The sequence below is a fragment of the Fundidesulfovibrio magnetotacticus genome, assembly GCF_013019105.1.
In the GTDB taxonomy this organism is placed as follows: domain Bacteria; phylum Desulfobacterota; class Desulfovibrionia; order Desulfovibrionales; family Desulfovibrionaceae; genus Fundidesulfovibrio; species Fundidesulfovibrio magnetotacticus.
On record NZ_BLTE01000001.1, the window covers coordinates 454,383 to 471,265 of the forward strand.

17 protein-coding genes are annotated in these 16,883 nt (G+C 63.2%); 5 read left to right on the forward strand and 12 right to left on the reverse strand.

Features of this window, described 5'->3' with window-relative positions:
• Window positions 1-197: 197 nt before the first annotated feature.
• The 4 genes from NNJEOMEG_RS02095 to NNJEOMEG_RS02110 all read right to left on the reverse strand — a co-directional run bounded on the left by NNJEOMEG_RS02095 (window position 198) and on the right by NNJEOMEG_RS02110 (window position 5,249).
• On the reverse strand, window positions 198-1,463 hold the full coding sequence (locus NNJEOMEG_RS02095; protein ID WP_173080801.1) for an SGNH/GDSL hydrolase family protein: 1,266 nt from the start codon (window positions 1,461-1,463) through the stop codon (window positions 198-200).
• Between the two features lie 167 nt (window positions 1,464-1,630).
• The gene (locus tag NNJEOMEG_RS02100) at window positions 1,631-2,755 is read right to left on the reverse strand and encodes a class I SAM-dependent methyltransferase (protein ID WP_173080803.1); all 1,125 of its coding nucleotides are present in this window, start codon (window positions 2,753-2,755) and stop codon (window positions 1,631-1,633) included.
• A 595-nt stretch (window positions 2,756-3,350) separates the two neighbouring features.
• A complete protein-coding gene (locus NNJEOMEG_RS02105) occupies window positions 3,351-4,451 on the reverse strand; it encodes a tetratricopeptide repeat protein (protein ID WP_173080805.1) in 1,101 nt (366 codons plus the stop codon).
• Between the two features lie 39 nt (window positions 4,452-4,490).
• A complete protein-coding gene (locus NNJEOMEG_RS02110) occupies window positions 4,491-5,249 on the reverse strand; it encodes an HD domain-containing protein (protein ID WP_173080807.1) in 759 nt (252 codons plus the stop codon).
• A gap of 129 nt (window positions 5,250-5,378) precedes the next feature.
• Here NNJEOMEG_RS02110 and NNJEOMEG_RS02115 point away from each other — a divergent pair, with 129 nt between their 5' ends.
• Window positions 5,379-5,777 (forward strand): response regulator, encoded by a 399-nt coding sequence (locus NNJEOMEG_RS02115; RefSeq protein WP_173080809.1) that lies wholly within the window; start codon window positions 5,379-5,381, stop codon window positions 5,775-5,777.
• On the forward strand, window positions 5,777-6,478 hold the full coding sequence (locus NNJEOMEG_RS02120) for a Tim44 domain-containing protein (protein WP_173080811.1): 702 nt from the start codon (window positions 5,777-5,779) through the stop codon (window positions 6,476-6,478). The genes NNJEOMEG_RS02115 and NNJEOMEG_RS02120 overlap by 1 nt, the downstream gene beginning before the upstream one ends.
• A gap of 103 nt (window positions 6,479-6,581) precedes the next feature.
• Here NNJEOMEG_RS02120 and NNJEOMEG_RS02125 read toward each other — a convergent pair whose 3' ends face one another.
• The 8 genes from NNJEOMEG_RS02125 to NNJEOMEG_RS02160 all read right to left on the reverse strand — a co-directional run bounded on the left by NNJEOMEG_RS02125 (window position 6,582) and on the right by NNJEOMEG_RS02160 (window position 14,244).
• Window positions 6,582-7,205 carry an RDD family protein gene (locus tag NNJEOMEG_RS02125; protein ID WP_173080813.1) on the reverse strand — a complete coding sequence of 208 codons (624 nt, stop codon included), beginning with the start codon at window positions 7,203-7,205 and terminating at the stop codon, window positions 6,582-6,584.
• A gap of 258 nt (window positions 7,206-7,463) precedes the next feature.
• On the reverse strand, window positions 7,464-7,724 hold the full coding sequence (locus NNJEOMEG_RS21130) for an RDD family protein (protein WP_217270461.1): 261 nt from the start codon (window positions 7,722-7,724) through the stop codon (window positions 7,464-7,466).
• Between the two features lie 177 nt (window positions 7,725-7,901).
• On the reverse strand, window positions 7,902-8,804 hold the full coding sequence (locus tag NNJEOMEG_RS02135; protein ID WP_173081202.1) for an aminotransferase class IV: 903 nt from the start codon (window positions 8,802-8,804) through the stop codon (window positions 7,902-7,904).
• A 37-nt stretch (window positions 8,805-8,841) separates the two neighbouring features.
• A complete protein-coding gene (locus NNJEOMEG_RS02140) occupies window positions 8,842-9,861 on the reverse strand; it encodes an aspartate-semialdehyde dehydrogenase (protein ID WP_173080817.1) in 1,020 nt (339 codons plus the stop codon).
• 39 nt (window positions 9,862-9,900) lie between these two features.
• Window positions 9,901-10,776, reverse strand: coding sequence for a methylenetetrahydrofolate reductase [NAD(P)H] (metF, locus tag NNJEOMEG_RS02145; protein WP_173080819.1), 876 nt, complete (start codon window positions 10,774-10,776; stop codon window positions 9,901-9,903).
• Between the two features lie 23 nt (window positions 10,777-10,799).
• A complete protein-coding gene (locus tag NNJEOMEG_RS02150; protein ID WP_173080821.1) occupies window positions 10,800-11,192 on the reverse strand; it encodes a (deoxy)nucleoside triphosphate pyrophosphohydrolase in 393 nt (130 codons plus the stop codon).
• A complete protein-coding gene (locus tag NNJEOMEG_RS02155) occupies window positions 11,189-13,162 on the reverse strand; it encodes an ATP-binding cassette domain-containing protein (protein WP_173080823.1) in 1,974 nt (657 codons plus the stop codon). Before NNJEOMEG_RS02155 ends, NNJEOMEG_RS02150 begins: the two co-directional genes overlap by 4 nt.
• A 74-nt stretch (window positions 13,163-13,236) precedes the next feature.
• Window positions 13,237-14,244, reverse strand: coding sequence for an aldo/keto reductase (locus NNJEOMEG_RS02160; RefSeq protein WP_173080825.1), 1,008 nt, complete (start codon window positions 14,242-14,244; stop codon window positions 13,237-13,239).
• Window positions 14,245-14,405: 161 nt separating this feature from the next.
• On the opposite strand from NNJEOMEG_RS02160, the gene NNJEOMEG_RS02165 reads away from it, so the two are divergent.
• From NNJEOMEG_RS02165 to NNJEOMEG_RS02175, 3 genes are all read left to right on the forward strand, one after another.
• Window positions 14,406-15,593 (forward strand): DUF2325 domain-containing protein, encoded by a 1,188-nt coding sequence (locus tag NNJEOMEG_RS02165; RefSeq protein ID WP_173080827.1) that lies wholly within the window; start codon window positions 14,406-14,408, stop codon window positions 15,591-15,593.
• 146 nt (window positions 15,594-15,739) lie between these two features.
• Window positions 15,740-16,114 carry a hypothetical protein gene (locus NNJEOMEG_RS02170; protein WP_173080829.1) on the forward strand — a complete coding sequence of 125 codons (375 nt, stop codon included), beginning with the start codon at window positions 15,740-15,742 and terminating at the stop codon, window positions 16,112-16,114.
• A 53-nt stretch (window positions 16,115-16,167) separates the two neighbouring features.
• Window positions 16,168-16,860 (forward strand): acid phosphatase, encoded by a 693-nt coding sequence (locus tag NNJEOMEG_RS02175; protein ID WP_173080831.1) that lies wholly within the window; start codon window positions 16,168-16,170, stop codon window positions 16,858-16,860.
• The last annotated feature ends 23 nt before the right edge of the window (window positions 16,861-16,883 follow it).

The following is a 16,883-nucleotide window of genomic DNA, read 5'->3' on the forward strand; positions in this document are numbered from 1 at the left end:
GATTGCGTCGGAGTCTCCCCCGCCCCGACGACCGCGACGTCCACGGCCACATGCCGGGGCTTGGCGACGTGGCGGGCACTCGCAAATACCTATGTCCCCCGCTCGGATATGGATTCCTCCTTCCTGAAAGATGGAGCAGGTCACCGTGGAATACGGACGGTTGGACGGCAAGCCCAAACGTTTGCAGTGGAGCGGTCTCACTTTTCGGCGGCTTGCCAAGATGGATTCACTATACCACTCGCGATCAGCCTGTCGGACATATGTCCAGCGATAACACTTGCGAACCATGCCGTATAGTGACAGTGATCGACATATATATTGCGTTTTATATCGCGCTGAATGTCGGCAAGGGAGAACACGTCATCGAATGAATGCTCGACTGAGGCCAGCTCATTCAACAGCATAGGATATCCGTCCCCAGCCCTGTCTTGGCCCATAAACCCACCCGAATGCTTAAGCATCCGAAATGGTTCATGGTATTGCAAATCGTATCCGTACGTCGGTACGGGCTGAATAAAAAATGAAACCTTGACCCCGAAGACTGTTGAAACAGCACGGATCTCCTGATGATTGTGAAGTAACTCATCGACAATCATTCTATTAGTAGCAGCTGAATTTTTTACATTGTCGCAGTGGCTCTCGCCGGTCGAACTTATATTTTCATAATAAGAAAGCATCAATGAGGCCAAGCGAAAAAGCGGGAGGGTCGTAAAAAATTTTCTCAAAGCACCCCATTGCGGAGAAGCAGCCTGCGCATTATTTAACATCTCACGGGCGATACGATTCTTTTCGAGCAATGCAAGATGAAAACAACCGCGCGTTACAGGCTGCCTGTCATAAAAGTAAAAATCATTCAATCCATGAAAAAAGATTGCCAGGTCGGGACGATGCCCCTTTAGCAACAGTGTGGAGTGCAGGATTTTTTCTTGAGTTGAAAAATATGCCGAACGTCCAAAATTGTAAACACAAACATTCTTTTCAAGCTTCTCTGACAATAGACCTTGCAAGTAACTCGCGACACTGTGCGAATCTGCACCCGGGTGAATCGTCGTCGACCCCCCGTAAATAAATATATTGAAGTTTGCGGGGTCCAAAGGCCAAGGACCCTGATTACTGACATGACGAAAGCCGTGCTCAGACATGTTGTAATACTTACCAGAAGCTGGAGCATGCTTGAATTCGGTAAAAGACTCGTAAACCGTGTCGAGAGCGCGTCGATCCTGTTCTTCCATGTATTCTGCATACTCATCACGAGACATCGAATACCACCTGGAGGCACTTTCACGAAACTGCTCTTCGCGATACAAGTTATAATACCTGTAATCTGTCTTTTTTTTCAACAAACAAGACTGTACATATCCAAATACATAAAAAGCTGCCAAGTTCAGCAACACAAACAACAAAGACAGATTTACAGCATAGAGAGACACCTCTGAGAACAGCGCATAGTAGGCCTGCAGCATGTCACTGTGCATCGCATCACCAGAGAGGGTAAATTTTGGATGGATCGTCGGCCTTCTTCTTTTTGTTATTCGAATAGGCAGCAATGCAAACAACGCCCAGGACCACAACAAGCCCGACCACGTATAACATAGCAACTCCTTCAAAAAAAATTATCGACCGGGGCTTGTCATTGCTTAGAAAAGATCAAGCATGCCACATCGTGCTCCTCGGAAATTGACACCGGCACGACCGGAAATGCCGCCACTGACTGATTGCAATAATCGCTACCCCAGACATTGAAGTACTCTTCAGCCACAAGGCGCCAGCCGTCATTGCTTATCCACCTGTCTACATCAACCCTTGCAAATATTCGGGTCAACGCTCCGGGCCAAGGCAAATCACCACCGCAATGCTCGTAAATATTATTTACAGGACAGTTGTCGCTATACGGGAAAGTTACAATCAAATGTCCGCCACTGCGAAGCAACCTGTACATATTCGACATGGCCGCGTCACAGTCGAAAATGTGTTCCAGCGTGCTAACACAGACAACAATATCAAACTGTGTATCGAATTTCTTCGTAACGATATCCCCAAGCTCCACATAAAAACATGTGTTGAATTGCTCGCTCGCGTCCAAGGCGACAACTTCAAAACCACATGCATGCAACAAATTAGGCAAGGATGTGCGTGACGTGCCGACATCCAGCAAGCGACGCCCGGGAATCGTCCTTAGCTTATTCATCACAAACGAATACTCAGCAAGCCGTTCTGACGGTTCAATTTGCTTACTACTCTCACGTTTAAGGTACATCTCTTTGAAAGACGCGAAAAAATCTTTCAACATCGCATAGCTTTCTTCTCGAATCAGTGGATTCTTCAAATACTGAACATCCTCGGCGTCTGTGTACATATAGGCAATTGAACACATCCCGTTGCCAGGAGTAAAGTAACTTGACACAATAGCAGCATAATGCTTGGGAGCCGTAGCGATGAACACCAAATCAACACCAGCAAATGCATTTTTATGGAGAGGATTGATATACGGTATGCGGTCCATTGGCGTGCTTGGAGCCCTCGTGTCCGCGACCCCAACCACTTGAATGCCCTCACACTCCCTAAGAAGACTGTATGCAATATGCCCACTCCCCCCCGCTCCATAGATACAAATCCTGACAGGCGAAGCGAGTTCCTGCGTTACGTTATGCGCAAATCCCTCGAACAACTTCCGGGCACGATCAATATTACCCAGAAAGTCAATTGCTATATTTTCAAACCATTCATACGGAATACCGACACAATAAGTACCCATCTGGTCCTCCAGCTCTTTATGATATTACACCACCAAGGCCTTCATTCCGAAGCAACCATGAAAAATATGAAAATTCAGCTGATCGAGGAGGCTCGCGACGTCGTACGCTGGTTTCTGCTCTCATCCATGTCAATTCCGCACTTTAACGGGGCGTGTCAGTATTGGAACCGACAAACGCCGACGAGGTCTCAACAAGCTGTCCGCCATCATCCTAGCCGCATATAGGACGTAGCTGTCGCCTTCGCAAGGACGTTGCAACTGCTTGGCATAACACCACATTGCCAGTTGTTTAACCGTTCGCATTCCGAGGACGACCGATTCGTCCTCCAAGATGGAGTCAGCCCCGTGATATGCTCGGCTCTGTTCGGACCAGGTGGAACTAAGAAAGGTGGCTCCCGACGACGGATGAGGGCCATTGGGAAATCATGATTCCTGGATGAGCAGATCATGGGCATCCTGCGTAAAACTGAACGCTAATCGAAGTCTCAGGCAAACCGTCGGTTAGCCGGACATGGCATACGAAGCGGCTGCCCTGTAATCAAAGGACATCCTTGTGCCAACATGGGGCAACTTCCTCCCTCGGAGCATAGCCCGCTCAAATATCCTGCATGCTGTCCAGCGTGCCCGTTGAGGGCGGGCCGCCGGTCATGCCCGCGCCCTTGGGGGCCTTGAACTCGCGGTTGAAGATCTTCAGGTGGAGCTTCAGCCCTTCGGTGAAGTTGGGGTTGATCCACAGGGCCTTCAAGAGCGAATCCTGCGCGCCTTTGGCGTCGCCCATGAAGTGCATGGCCTTGGCCATGTTGAAGTGGATGTTCTCGTCGTCGGGCGTCAGCTCCAGGGCCTGGCGGTAGGCGTGCAGCGCCCCGGGCAGGTCGCCCGCCTTGCGCAGCCGCACGCCCAGCGAGTTGAAGGGGTTGGGGCTCGCGGCGTCGTACTTGAGCACCTCGATGAACAGCTCCTTGGTCTCCTCCAGGCGGTTGAAGTGCGCGAAGGTCTCGGCCGCGCGCTGCAGGTAGGTCTTGTAGCCCTCCAGATCGCCCTTGCCCTTGTAGGCCTCGGCAAGCCCCTTGTAGGCCTCCGCGAAGAGTTCGTTGATCTTCACGGCCTTCTTGAACGAGAGGATCGCCTGACCGTACTTCTGCTTCATCAGGTACTTGCAGCCCATGTCGTAGTACTTCTGGGCCTGGTTGTCCTCGCTGACCAGCTCCTCGAAGGCCTCGATGGCGTCCTCGAAATGCCCGGCGGCCAGCAGACGCTTGCCCTCCTGCAACTGGGCCGTCTCGATCTCCACCAGCTTGTCCACCTTGAGCGCGCGCAGCATGTGCCGCTGGAACGTCTCCAGCGAATAGGGGCGCAGCACGTAGCCGTCCACGCCCGCCGCGATGGCCTCCAGCACCCTGTCCTTCTGGCCCTCCTGCGTCACCATCACCACGGGCGTGTCCTTGAGGTTCATGTTCAGGCGCATGAGCCGCAGGAACTTGAGCCCGTCCATGTCGGAAAGGGCGGTGTCGAGCACCACGAGGTCCACGTCCTGGACGCCCAGGAAGTCGATGGCCTCGGAACCGGACGTGAAGGACTGGATCATGGACGCCTTGAGCTGCTTCAGGCACTGCCTGTCGCGGCGGGCGTTCTCCTCGTTGCCGGAGACGATCACGGTCACGTTCAGTCGGACGGGGGAAGGCGCGCTCTGGGCCACGCGGGCTCCGGGGGATGAAGGGTTGGACCGGGGAATAGTCTACGTGTCCAGGACAGTATAAATCCTGTCGCGCAGGGGCGTCAACCGGGGGTCCCGAGGGAGGAGCCCCAAAAGCTCGTCCGCGTGGCCGCGCAAACGGAAGGCCCGGCGTGAAGCGGCGAAGTTGAGGTCGTGCACCCAGCTGAGCAGCAGGAGCACGAAGTCGTTGCAGGTGCGCATGGCCGAGTAGTCCCCGATGCGCCCGGCCATGATCTGCTCCACGATGGCGGGGGAGAAGCGCTCGGGGTCCTCCTCCAGGTGGAGCACCACCACGTCGGAGCGCTGGCCGCCGGGGCGCAGGTGGTCGAGCATGATGCGCACGATGTCGAGCTTGTCGGCGTCGCGCACGATGCGCGCCAGCAGCGCCAGTTCCGGGGACGCGAAGGGGGGCAGCGCCCGCCGGTTGTGCAGGGCCACCGCGCCGCGCACCAGGGCGCGGACGCGCGCGTCCCGCACGTCCGGGACGCCCTCGACGCGCAATGTGCGTGCGCCCAGGAGCCCGTGGTCCACGCTCTGGGAGTCGCGAAAGGTCTTGTAGGCGCGGTACTGGGGGAAGCGCCCGGCGTCGTGCAGGAGCGCCGCCAGGTGCGCGGCGCGCTCCGCGGCCGCATCCAGGCCGAGGGTGGGCGTGATGGCCCGGGCCTCGTCCAGCACCTTCAGGGAGTGCTCGCGCTTGAGTTGCAGGTGGTGGTCGTCCTCGGGGTTCCCGGTCAGGAACCCGGCGACGTACTCCTCGAACCAGCGGATGTGGGCGTGCATCCCGAGACCTCCAGCGCGCGGGGCGCGTCCGGTTCGTGCCCTACGAGCGCCGTGGAATCAAGCATTATCCCTTGTCTCCTCGTTGCATTGGGACTAAAAGAGAGGAAAGTCCTGATTTGGAGGTTCTCAATGAAGGCGCTCGTGGTGGAAGACGATTTCGCAAGCAGGAAACTGTTGCAAAAAATACTCGCCCCGTACGGTGATGCCGACATCGCCGTGAACGGCCTGGAAGCCATCGACGCCTTCAAAAGGGCTCTCGATGAGGAAGCCCCCTACGACCTCATCTGCATGGACATCATGATGCCCGAAATGGACGGCCAGGAGGCCCTGAAGAAGATTCGCGCCATCGAACGCGAACGCAAGATCCCTCCGCTGCAGGAAGCCAAGGTGATCATGACCACGGCACTGGACGACCCCAAGAACGTGGTGGAGGCCTACTACAAGGGCGGGGCCACATCCTACGTGCCCAAACCCATCGACAAACAAATGCTCCTGCACCTGCTCAAGAACCTCGGGCTGATCTGCTGATGGACCTCCTCCCGCTCCTCGGCGCGTTTCCGGCCCAGGCTGCGCAGGACGTGCTGGGCCAGCAGCCCTCCCGGGCCCTGATGGGCCTTCTGGACGTCATCTTCATCGCTCTGGCGGGCTGGGTGGCCTGGCGGGTGATCTCCAACCTCTCCAAGCGCCGCCCCCCCGACGAAGACAACACCTACGACGTCACCCCCCGTGACGACGAAGGCGATTCCGGCATGGACCAGCGCAGCCGCCGCGCCCAGGCGGCCTGGGAATACCTGACCGGCCAGCAGGGGCGCGACCTGCGCCAGCCCCCCGCCCAGGACGAACCCCACGAGCCCGACGCCCCCGGGACCTTCAACCAGGCCGAATTCCTGCGCGGGGCCAAGGTGATGTTCGGGCGCATCAAGCAGTCCTGGGCCATGCGCAACCTCTCGGACCTGCGCCAGTTCGCGGCCCCGGACATGATGGCCCGCTTCGAGCGCTGGGCCGCCGAGCGTCCGGACCGTCAGGCCGTCTCGGTGCTGCTGGTGGAGGCCCAGGTGCTGGAGGTGCAACGCGAGGCGGGACGCACCGTGGTGGAAGTGGCCTACCAGGCCACCGTGGCCGACGACCCCAGCGCCAGCCGCCAGGTGAACGAGGTGTGGCGCTTCTCCCGAGAGGAGAACGTGGCCGACGCCAAGTGGCTCCTGGAAGACATGGCCCAGCGCCAGTAAGCGCCCGCGCCCGGACGCCTCCGTCCCTACGGCTTGGAAGCGTTCCGGGCCGCCATCAGGCTGCGGCCCGGATTCTCAACGCGCCCCCTTTCCGGCCCGACGCCTAGCGGTAGACCACGAGGGTGGACGCCATCTTGTCGTGCAGGCCCTGTTTTTTCGCGGTGAAGATGATCATGATGTATCCGAACAGCAGCAGCAAAGCGGAAAGCATCTTCGAGAAATAGCGGCCGGTCGCCTGACCGAAAGAGATCCTCCGACCCTGCAGATCGGTGACCATGACGCCCACGGCCCGTTTGCCGAAAGTGCCCTGGGACGACGAACTTTCCTGCAGTGCGAAGTAGAGCCAAGAAAGAACTATGGACAGCAGGGTCAGGAAGTTCTCGTTGTCGCCATTGGAGACAACCGCGCTCAGCACTCCCAACGCGACCATCGCCACACTGCATATGAGCACGTCGATCAGGTAGGCCCCGATCCTGATCCAGGATGCATAGCGAGGCTGCCCACCGGTCTGTCCCGAAACCCCGGCTGCTGGACCGGGGCTCCCGGCAGGCTGCCGCGTGACGCCGACATTGACCGATGCCTGGGCCGTGACACCCACCCCACCCGGGGGCCGACCTGGAACTCCCACCCCCCCGACCGGCTGGGCGGAACTGCCCAGCGGTTGGCCGCAGGCCTGGCAGTACTTAGACAAATCGACGTTGTTCTTGCCGCACTTCGCACAAACCATTTCCCTTTCTCCTTTTGCACTCCGCCCCCGCGCACAAAAGGCACCATGCCCTCAGGCAACAGGAAGCACGGGACCTGCCAAGTCAGGTTAGCGAAATCATAAGGACGAGTCCATACAGAACCATCGTGATCAATGACGAATCCACGACAGCTCCGTCTGCCCGGATACTGAAGGCAGGAGGGAACAGGCGTCGGCCGCACTAGCGGACGCCTTGCGCGGCAACGTTCCGATTGGCTGCGGCCAACGGTCACGAAACCCTCAACGACAAACCACCACGGTCCCGGCCAGCAGGTCGTGCAGGCCCTGGCGCTTCTTCGTGAAGAGGATCATGGCGTAGCCCAGCAGGAGCAGCCCGCCCGAGAGCAGCTTGGCGGCGTAGCGCCCCGTGGCCCGGCCGAAGCTGATGCGGCGGCCCTCCAGGTCCATCACCTTGAGGCCCATGATCCGCTTGCCCAGGGTGGCCTGGACCGGGGAACTCTCCTGGAGCGCGTAATAGAGCCAGACCACCGCGTTGGCCATGAGCGCCGCCACCGCGTCGCCTGACCCGCCGCGCGGCCGGGAACTTCCCGGACTCTGCCGTGCGCTAGCAGAGCCCCCGTGCGAAGTCCATCGGCCGTGCGCGGAGCGCGGAGCCCGGAAAATGAAAACGGCCGGACAGGGACCCATGCCCCCGTCCGGCCGACGCGATGCGGTCGTCTAGAGGGACACGCCGTTTTGGGCCAGGTCCTTCTTCAAGAGTTCCAGGAGCCTGCGGCTCACCGGTCCGGGAGTTCCGCCGCCCACGGGGCGGCCGTCGTACTCCACGATGGAGAGGCACTGGGCCGTGGTGCCCAGGATGAGCATCTCCCGGGCCTCGCGGATGTCGTCCTCGGTGATGGACTTGTAACAGTGGCTGATTTCGCCCCGGGCCAGCTCCAGCACGCGCAGGAGCGTGGTGCCCGAGAGGGCGTTGTCCAGCCTGGGCACGGTGATGCAGCCGTCCTTGTCCACCAGGGCCACGTTCTCGGTGGCCCCCTCGGCCAGGAAGCCGCGCGCGTCGAAGCACACGGGGAAGTCCTTGCCTTTGGCCAGGGCCTCCTTCTTCATGAGCACGTTGGGCAGATAGTCGATGCTCTTGATGGTGGCCAGGTAGCTCTGCTTGGCCGGGATGGACGTGCGGAAGGCCGTGACGCCCTTCTGGTAGAAGGCGTCGGGCTTGGGCGCATACTCGTAGGCCGCCACGTAGAGGCTGGGCTCGGGGCACTCGGAGGGGTCCAGCCCGAAGCCGCCGGGGCCGCGCCCAAGGAGCATGCGGAAGAGCCCGTTGGGCGTGCCCGCCGCGCGCCCGGTGGCCAGCACGATCTCGCGCACCGCCTCCCAGGGGCAGGGGGGCTCGAGCCCGATGGCCTGGCCGGAGCGGCCCATGCGGGCCAGGTGCTCGTCCAGGAGGTAGACCTTGGAGTCCACCCACTTGATGGTCTCGAAGACGCCGTCGCCCCGGTGGACCAGATGGTCGTCCCAGGGCATGAGCATGAGGGCCGGGTCCTTGCAGACGGCCCCCACGCGGTGTTCGTAGAAGGCCAGCACCTGGCCGGAGCCGGGGCGCGGGGCCGCGAGCATCCGGTCCAGGTAGGCCTTGGAGTCGAGGATATCCACGCTAGACCTTCAGCTTGCCCTTTTTGAGCAGCAGTTCGGCGATCTGCACGGCGTTGAGCGCCGCGCCCTTGCGGATGTTGTCGGCCACGATCCACAGGTTCAGGCCGTTGTCCACGGTGTCGTCCTGGCGGATGCGGCCCACGAACACCTCGTCCTCCCCGGCGGCCATGATGGGCATGGGGTACATCTTCTCGCCCGGGTTGTCGTACACCTGCACGCCGGGGGCCTGGCTCAGCACGGCGCGGGCCTCGCCCGCCGTCACGGGCTTTTCGAACTCCACGTTCACGGACTCGGAATGGCCGTAGAACACCGGCACGCGCACCGTGGTGGCCGTGACCTTGATGGACTCGTCGCCCATGATCTTGGCCGTCTCCTTGATCATCTTGATCTCCTCGAAGGTGTAGTCCCCCAGGGAGAACACGTCGATCTGCGGCAGGCAGTTGAAGGCGATGCGGTGCGGATAGACCTTCACTTCGGGGTCGATGCCGTTGAACATCTGGCGCACCTGGCGGTCCAGCTCCTCGATGGCCTTCTGGCCCGTGCCGGACACGGCCTGGTAGGTGGAGACCACCACGCGCTTGATGGTCCAGGCGTCGTGCAGGGGCTTCAGGGCCACCACCATCTGGATGGTGGAGCAGTTGGGGTTGGCGATGATGCCGGTGTGCCAGTCCACGTCGTCGGGGTTCACCTCGGGCACCACCAGGGGCACCTTGGGGTCCATGCGCCAGGCGCTGGAGTTGTCCACCACCACGCAGCCGCTGGCCACGGCGTGGGGGGCGAAGGTCTTGGAGGTGGCGCCGCCGGCGGAGAAGAGGGCCAGATCCACGCCCTTGAAGCTTTCGGGAGTCATCTCGCGCACGGTGAGTTCGCCGTCTTTGAAGGGCACTTTGGTCCCGGCGGAACGGGAAGAGGCCAGGGCGATCACTTCGGAGGCGGGGAAGTCCCGCTGCTCCAGGGTCTTGAGCATCTCGCGGCCAACGGCCCCGGTTGCTCCCGCGACGGCGACGACAGGCTTGGACATGACAGTGGCTCCTATGGGTTTGAGGGGGACGGCCCGGCGCTAGCCGAGCTTCAAATCCCCAGCGATGTCGAGGCAGGCCTGGGCCTTGTTGAGCGTGTAGAGGTGCACGCCCGGCGCGCCGCGCTCCAGGAGGTCGCGGCACTGCGCCCTGGCGTAGGCCACTCCCTCGGCACGCACGGCCTCGGCCCCGCCGCTGGCGTTGGCCGCTTCCAGGCGGGCCAGGTAGTCCGGCGGCAGGGTTGCGCCGCACATGGAGAGGATGCGTTTGATGGAGGCCAGGTTGAGGATCGGCAGGACGCCCGGAATGACGGGCGCGTCGATTCCCCTGGCGCGGCACCGCTCGACGAAGCGGAAGTAGTGGTCGTTGTCGAAGAAGAGCTGGGTGATGACGAAGTTGCCGCCCTTCTCGATCTTCAACTTGAGGAAGTCGATGTCGGCGTCCAGACTTTCGGCCTGGGGGTGCTTCTCGGGGTAGCCCGCCACGCCGATGCACAGGTCCGGGTAGGCCTGGCGGATGAACCCGGCCAGGTCCGAGCCGTGCTGGAAGGCCTGGCCCTCCAGGGTGAAGTCCGGCTGGTTCTGGGGCGGGTCGCCGCGAAGGGCCAGCACGTTGTCCACGCCTGCGGCCTTCAGGGCGTCCATGAAGGAGCGCAGCGACTCCTCGGAGGCCCCCACGCAGGTGAGGTGCGCCATGGGGTTCTGCCCCAGGTCGCGCGAGAAGCGCGTGACCAGCTCCAGGGTGTTGGCCTGGGTGGAACCGCCCGCGCCGTAGGTGACGGACACGAACAGGGGCTTGAGGACCGAGAGGCGTCCGGCCTCGTAGAAGAAGGCGGGCCAGGCGTCCTTTTCCTTGGGAGGGAAGAATTCCAGGGAGATGAACTGCTTGCCCCTGGAGAGCAGATCGTCGATGCGCAAGACGTGCTCCGTGCGTTGGATGGTCAGGGGGCGTCCGGCGGCTGGGCGAGCGCCTCCACGATGTCCCTGTCCGCCTCCAGGAATGGCAGTTCCCGGGCCTGAGCCGGCGTCAGCCAGCGCAGTCCTTGGCCTTCGAGGGGACGGGGAACCCCTTTGAAATCACGGATATGAAAAAAAGACAAGCGGACGATGCCGCCGGGATACTCGTGAATTTTTTCCCGCCAGTAACGGGGCTCGCGCGCCTCGATCCCGAGTTCCTCGCGCAGCTCGCGCACCAGGGCCTGAGCCGGGTCTTCGCCCGCCTCCACCTTGCCGCCGGGGAACTCCCACAGGCCCGCGTGGGCCTTGCCCTCGGGACGCCGGACGCCGAGACAGAGGCCGTCGCGCCAGAGGATGCCCGCCACCACGTGGATCATAGGGCCTCCCGCCGCGCTTCCAGCTCCCCGATGCGCTCCTCCAGGTCCGCCAGCTCCAGCACCAGGGCGTCGCCCTGCTCCTTGAGCCCGTGGTATTCCTTGGAAAGCTCCGAGAACTTCGCCGCGTCGGCGTAGGTCTCGGGCATCGCCAGCACCTGCTCCACGTCGTGCTGGCGGGTCATGGCTTGTTCAAGCTCCCCTTCAAGTTGCGCGTAGCGCTCCCTGAGGGGTTTGAGCTGGCGCGAAAGGGCGTTGCGTTCCTCGGCCTGGCGGCGCTTGGCGGCCTGGCGCTCCTCGCGAGACTCCTTGGCCATGGCCTTGTCGCGCCCGCCCGTGGAGAGGGCGCAGGCGGCGCTGGCCTGCGCCTTCAGGTGCGCCTCGTAGGCCTCGTAGCCGCCCAGGAACTCCGAGAGCCCCTCCGGTCCAACGGTCCAGATCACCTCGGCCGCCTCGGCCAGGAGATGACGGTCGTGCGCCACGAAGAGGATCGCGCCCTCGTAGTCGGCCAGGGCGTTCACCAGGGCCTCGCGGCTCTCCAGGTCCAGGTGGTTGGTGGGCTCGTCCAGCACCAGGAAGTTGGCCCGCGCCAGGAACAGGCTGGCCAGCACCAGGCGCGATTTCTCGCCGCCGGAGAGGTCGCGCACGAAGCGCTCGAAGTACTCCTCGCCCAGCATGAACAGGCCCAGCACCGAGCACAGCTCCTCCGTGGAGGAGCGCGGGTCCGACAGGCGGCGGATCTCGCCCATCACCGTCTCGTTGGCGCGCAGAATCTCGGTCTGGTGCTGGCTGAAATACCCCATGCGAACCTGCGACCCCATGCGGATCGTGCCGCCGGAGGGCTTCAGCTCGCCCGTCAGGCACTTGAGCAGCGTGGTCTTGCCCGCCCCGTTGGGACCGGCCAGCGCCACCTTCTGGCCACGGTACAGGTTGAACGTGAGCCGGGGCCAAAGGGACCTTCCCCCAGGGAAGGCGAACTCCAGATCGGCCACGGAAAGAATGTTCTTGTCGGCCCGGGCGGGCTCGGGAAGCTTGAAATCGAGCGTCTTGCGCCTGCGCTCGATGTTGCCCGCCACGCCCGACAGCTCCTTCTGGAGCTTGTCCACGGCCTTGAGCTTGCTCTGGGCCTGGCGCGCCTTGGTGGCCTTGTAGCGGAAGCGGCTCACGAAGGCCATCTGGCGGCCGATGGCCCCGGAAAGCTGAGCGGCCTTGGCCTCCATCTGCTGCTGCGTCTGAGCGCGCCACTCCAGAAACTCGCTGAACGTGCCCTGGCGCAGCGCGGGCTTGTCGCCGCCCAGGAAGAGCACGTGGGTGCCCACGCGGTCCAGGAACACCCGGTCGTGCGCCACGAAGATGAGCACGCCGTTGAAGCAGAGCAGATACTGCTCCAGCCACTCCACGGCCTCGATGTCCAGGTGGTTGGTGGGCTCGTCCAAAAGCAGCACGTCGGCCCCGGCCACCAGCACCCGCGCCAGCTTGGCCCGCTCGCGCCAGCCGCCCGAGAGGAGCTTCACGGGATGGGGCCAGGCCTTCTCCTCGAACCCCAGGCCCGAGAGGATCGCCTTGGCCCGGTGCTCCGGATTGTAGCCCAGCGAGTGCTCCATCTCGGCCTGGCGCGCGCTCAGGGACTCCAACGCCCGCTCGTCGCGCTCGAGGCTCGCGCGTTCCCACTCGCGCCAGAACTCCTTCCAGGAGGGGAGCGCGCTCATCACCCAGGCCAGCAGCGGCTCCTCCAGGTCGGACGATCCCAGCTCCTGCGCCACGTAGCCCAGCCGCGCCCCCGGCGGCAGCAGCACGCGCCCGGAGTCCGGCTCGGCCTCGCCCGCCATCAGGCGCAAAAAGGTGGACTTGCCGCAACCGTTGGGCCCCGTGACCGCCAAACGCATGCCCGAGACGGCCTCCATGCTGAAGCCCGACATGAGATCCCGGCCGCCAAGGGACTTGGAAAGATTCTGGATGGTGATCTTGGACATAGGAAAAATCGCGGCGGACTATGCTCCCTCGCCGCGCGCGTGTCAAATGGCGGCCGGGGCTCCGCCCAGCCGCCCTACTTCCCCCCTCCCTGGCGGTTACGCGTCTTGTAGCCCGGGTCGATGGCTTCTTCCAGACGATCCGTCGCCAAAGGCGGTGCAACGGACAGCGCCGTGACGGCATCGAGCGTCTCGCGGTCCACGTCCAGGCACGCGGCGGCGAGGGAGTCCTTGAGTTGTTCGACGCTGCGCGCGCCGATGATGGGCGCGGTGACGCCCGGGTGGGAGGCCGCCCAGCGCACGGCGAGGCTCACCGGGTTCAGTCCGCGCTCGCGGGCGAAGGCGGCGAAGCGTTCGGCCACCTGGTGGTAGACGGGATCGGAGTAGCGGGTGTTGTACATCTTGTTTTCAGCGATGCGCCCTTGCCCATGGCCGGAGGCGTATTTTCCGGTGAGCAGCCCGGCGGCGAGGGGGTTGTAGGGGATCACCGCCAGGTTCTCGGAGAGCGCCAGGGGGAGGATTTCCACTTCCACCTGCCGTTTCACGAGGTTGTACATGGGCTCCAGGCATTCGAAGCGGGCCAGCCCCCGCGCCAGGGAGATGCCCAGGGCCTTTGCGGTCTGCCAGGCGGCCCAGTTGCTGGCCCCCGGGTAGAGCACCTTGCCCTGGCGCACCAGGTCGTCCAGGGCGCGCAACGTCTCGTCCATGGGGGTGAGGGGGTCGAAGTGGTGAATGAAATAGATGTCGATGCGGTCGGTGCCCAGCCGCTTGAGGCTCTTCTCCACCTCCAGCATGAGGTGGCGGCGCGACGCGCCCAGGGCGTTGACGTCGGGACCGGCCACCTGGGCGGCCTTGGTGGTCAGCACCAGTTCGTCGCGGCAGCCACGGACGAGTTTGCCCAGGATGGTCTCGGCCTGGCCGCCCGAGTAGACGTTGGCGCAGTCGAAGAAGTTCACCCCAGCGTCGCGGCAGGCGGCGAACATGCGGCCGCACTCGGCCTCGTCGGCCTCCTTGCCGAAGGTCATGGTGCCGAAACACAGCTCGGAGACGAGAACGCCGGTTCTTCCCAGGGGTTTGTAGCGCACGGGGTGCTCCTTGGAGTCCGGGGACGCGGCCCCGGAGGTGTTTGCCCAGGCTTATGCCCGGCGCGCCCCCGAAGCAAGCGGCGTCAAAATCCCACGTCGATCCATTGATGTTGATTCTCAATTTCACTAAAGCCCGTGCCATGCACACCAAGGAGAAAAACATGACCGTCCCCGCGCGCCGCAAGCTCTGGGAACACGAGGACTACCAATGCCCCATCCTGGGAACCTGCCTGTCCATGGCCGAGTTGCGCAAGCTGGCCCGTCGCCTGGAACTGACCGTGCTCCCGCACGCGTCCGACTACGAACTCCACGGCTACTTCGTGCGTGAAAGCCGCCGCGAAGGCCGCATCGCCCAGACCGTGAACCGCTGCCTGGACAAGAAATACCGCAAGGAAATCCGTCTGTTCGCCAAGGCGGCCGACGAGGCGGCCCTGGAGGCCCTGTGGAAGCAGTCCCTGGCCGCCGGGGATGTGCCCGGACCCTTCTGGGCGGTGATGAGCCACCCGGTGGCCGGCATGCGCCTGTTGAACAAGGTGTTCGGGGAGGTGCACATGCTCTCCCACCTGCTGGGCGCGGCCAACCGGGCGGACCTGAAGCGCCTCTCCCGGCTGGAAACACGCGTGGACCAGCTCTCCCAGGCCCTGTCGCGCGTGCAGGCTGCACGGCGCGCCCGCAATCTGGAATGGGCCGTGCGCGTCAAGGACCTGGAGGATCGCCTGGGCGCCGAACGCCTGGAACGTCTCAAACTCTCAAGACAGGTGCGCGAGACCGCCCTGCCCCGCCCCATGGGCCGGGAGGACGAGGTGCGCGCCCTGCGCGAACAGCTGGAAGCCGCCAGCCGGGAGACGCGCCGCCAGGCGGCTGTGATCGAGGAACTCTACCGCGACAACCTGATCCTGCGCGAGCAGGCGGAGGACGTGAGCGCCGACCTGGAGCGCGCCGAACAGGAGCTGGTGCGCGCGCTGCCCTGCGCCGAGGGCGGAGGCTGCGGCCCCGGAGGCGGCTGCCCGGCCGAAGAGGCGGGCCAATTGCCCGGCATGGAGGGCAAGACCGTGCTCTACGTGGGCGGACGCTGCAACCTGGTGCGCCATTACCGCGAGCTGGTGGAACGCCGGGGCGGCCGCTTCCACCACCACGACGGGGGCATGGAAAACTCGGCATCGGAGTTGCACGGCAAGCTGGCGTCGGCCGATGTGGTGCTCTGCCCCGTGGATTGTGTGAGCCACGAGGCGTGTCTGGCCGTGAAAAAGGCGTGCAGGAACTGCATGAAGCCTTTCCATCCGCTCAGAAGTTCTGGACTTTCCGCTCTGGCGCGCTCCCTGGAGAGCCTGGCCGGAAATGCCAACTGATCCGGAACAGGCCCATGCGGGTCCCTGCGCCGGGGCCGCCCCCCCGTCACACTTGACGCGCAAGCGTCAAAAAAAGGATTGCATCGGGCGCGCCTTGGCTATACCTCTTGCCTGGACGGCGGTTTCCTCGCCTAGTGGAGGTTTTCGTGCGCTCAGCATTTGCTACCGCATTGATCGTTACGCTTCTGCATCTTGCATCGCCCTCCTGGGCCGGCCGTTTCGACGGCGTCTACGAGGGGGAATTCCTGGGTGAATTCACCGGCCGCATCTCCATCGTGGTGCGCGGCGAGGAAGTCCAGGGCGAGATGAGCAACAAACACGGCTTCTCCGGCACCATCGCCGGCAAGGTCGATCCCGAGACCGGGCGCATCGCGTGCGACCTCACGGGCAAGTTCCTGTTCCTCAAGTTCAACGGCATCGCCGCTGGCGCCCTCCAGGGCGAAGGGGCCCAGGGAGAATGGGCCGCCCAAGGCATGCGCAAGGACAAGGGGACCTGGTACGTGGTGCTGGCCCAGCGTTAGCTTCCCGACCGCCGTGGGCTGACATTCCCGGCTGAATACAGTAGACAGGAGGCATGTTCCAAAAACGCCTCCTCGTCTGTTTTGTCAGCCTCGTCCTCCTTGCCGGACTGGCCCTCGCCAGCGACGGACCTACCTATCTGCCTCCGGGCCAGCCGGATTTGATACGCCTGCTGCCCCCGCCGCCCTCCGCCGTGCAAAGCGTGGCGGAGATCAATGAACTGCTGACGCTCCAGCACTCCCGCACGCAGGATCAGGCGGCCTTCGCCCGCGAGGATGCCGAGCGCTCCCCGCTACGTTTCGCGGACGTGCTGGGTGCGGGCTTTCGCAAGGACGCCCTGCCCCTGACGCTGACGCTCTTCAAGCACGTGCTCAAGGATTCCAACACCGTGCTGGACGCGGCCAAGAAGCACTGGGACAGACCGAGGCCCTTCAAACTCTCGGAGTCCCTTCGTCCCTGCCTGGACAGGCCCGTCAGCGCCTCCTACCCCAGCGGCCACAGCACCTACGGCCACCTTGCCGCCATCCTGCTCTCCTGGGCCGTGCCCGAGAAGGCCCCGGAACTCTTCGCCCGGGGCGATTTGTTCGCCAGGCAGCGCCTGGTGGGCGGCGTGCACTACCCGAGCGACGTGGAGGCCGGAAAGCTCTGCGCCGTGGCCATCGCCCAGGTCATGTCCCAGAACCCGCGTTTCCGGGAGGAGTTCGCCAAAGCGCGCATCGAAATCCGAACCGCGCTGGGTCTGCCCTGACCCCGGCGCAAGGAGGCTCCGCC

Bases quoted from the DNA above. Each gene is read 5' to 3' on its own strand.
- NNJEOMEG_RS21130 (WP_217270461.1), bottom strand. From the start codon at position 7,724: ATGGCCAACGCGGTGGTCTGGCTCTATTACGCGCTCCAGGAGAGTTCC.
- NNJEOMEG_RS02135 (WP_173081202.1), bottom strand. From the start codon at position 8,804: ATGCTCGCGGCCCCGCGCCCCGGCTCCGGCCAGGTGCTGGCCTTCTAC.
- NNJEOMEG_RS02140 (WP_173080817.1), bottom strand. From the start codon at position 9,861: ATGTCCAAGCCTGTCGTCGCCGTCGCGGGAGCAACCGGGGCCGTTGGC.
- NNJEOMEG_RS02125 (WP_173080813.1), bottom strand. From the start codon at position 7,205: ATGGTTTGTGCGAAGTGCGGCAAGAACAACGTCGATTTGTCTAAGTAC.
- NNJEOMEG_RS02165 (WP_173080827.1), top strand. From the start codon at position 14,406: ATGACCGTCCCCGCGCGCCGCAAGCTCTGGGAACACGAGGACTACCAA.
- NNJEOMEG_RS02110 (WP_173080807.1), bottom strand. From the start codon at position 5,249: ATGCACGCCCACATCCGCTGGTTCGAGGAGTACGTCGCCGGGTTCCTG.
- NNJEOMEG_RS02095 (WP_173080801.1), bottom strand. From the start codon at position 1,463: ATGCTGCAGGCCTACTATGCGCTGTTCTCAGAGGTGTCTCTCTATGCT.
- NNJEOMEG_RS02175 (WP_173080831.1), top strand. From the start codon at position 16,168: ATGTTCCAAAAACGCCTCCTCGTCTGTTTTGTCAGCCTCGTCCTCCTT.
- NNJEOMEG_RS02115 (WP_173080809.1), top strand. From the start codon at position 5,379: ATGAAGGCGCTCGTGGTGGAAGACGATTTCGCAAGCAGGAAACTGTTG.
- NNJEOMEG_RS02120 (WP_173080811.1), top strand. From the start codon at position 5,777: ATGGACCTCCTCCCGCTCCTCGGCGCGTTTCCGGCCCAGGCTGCGCAG.
- NNJEOMEG_RS02150 (WP_173080821.1), bottom strand. From the start codon at position 11,192: ATGATCCACGTGGTGGCGGGCATCCTCTGGCGCGACGGCCTCTGTCTC.
- NNJEOMEG_RS02100 (WP_173080803.1), bottom strand. From the start codon at position 2,755: ATGGGTACTTATTGTGTCGGTATTCCGTATGAATGGTTTGAAAATATA.
- NNJEOMEG_RS02155 (WP_173080823.1), bottom strand. From the start codon at position 13,162: ATGTCCAAGATCACCATCCAGAATCTTTCCAAGTCCCTTGGCGGCCGG.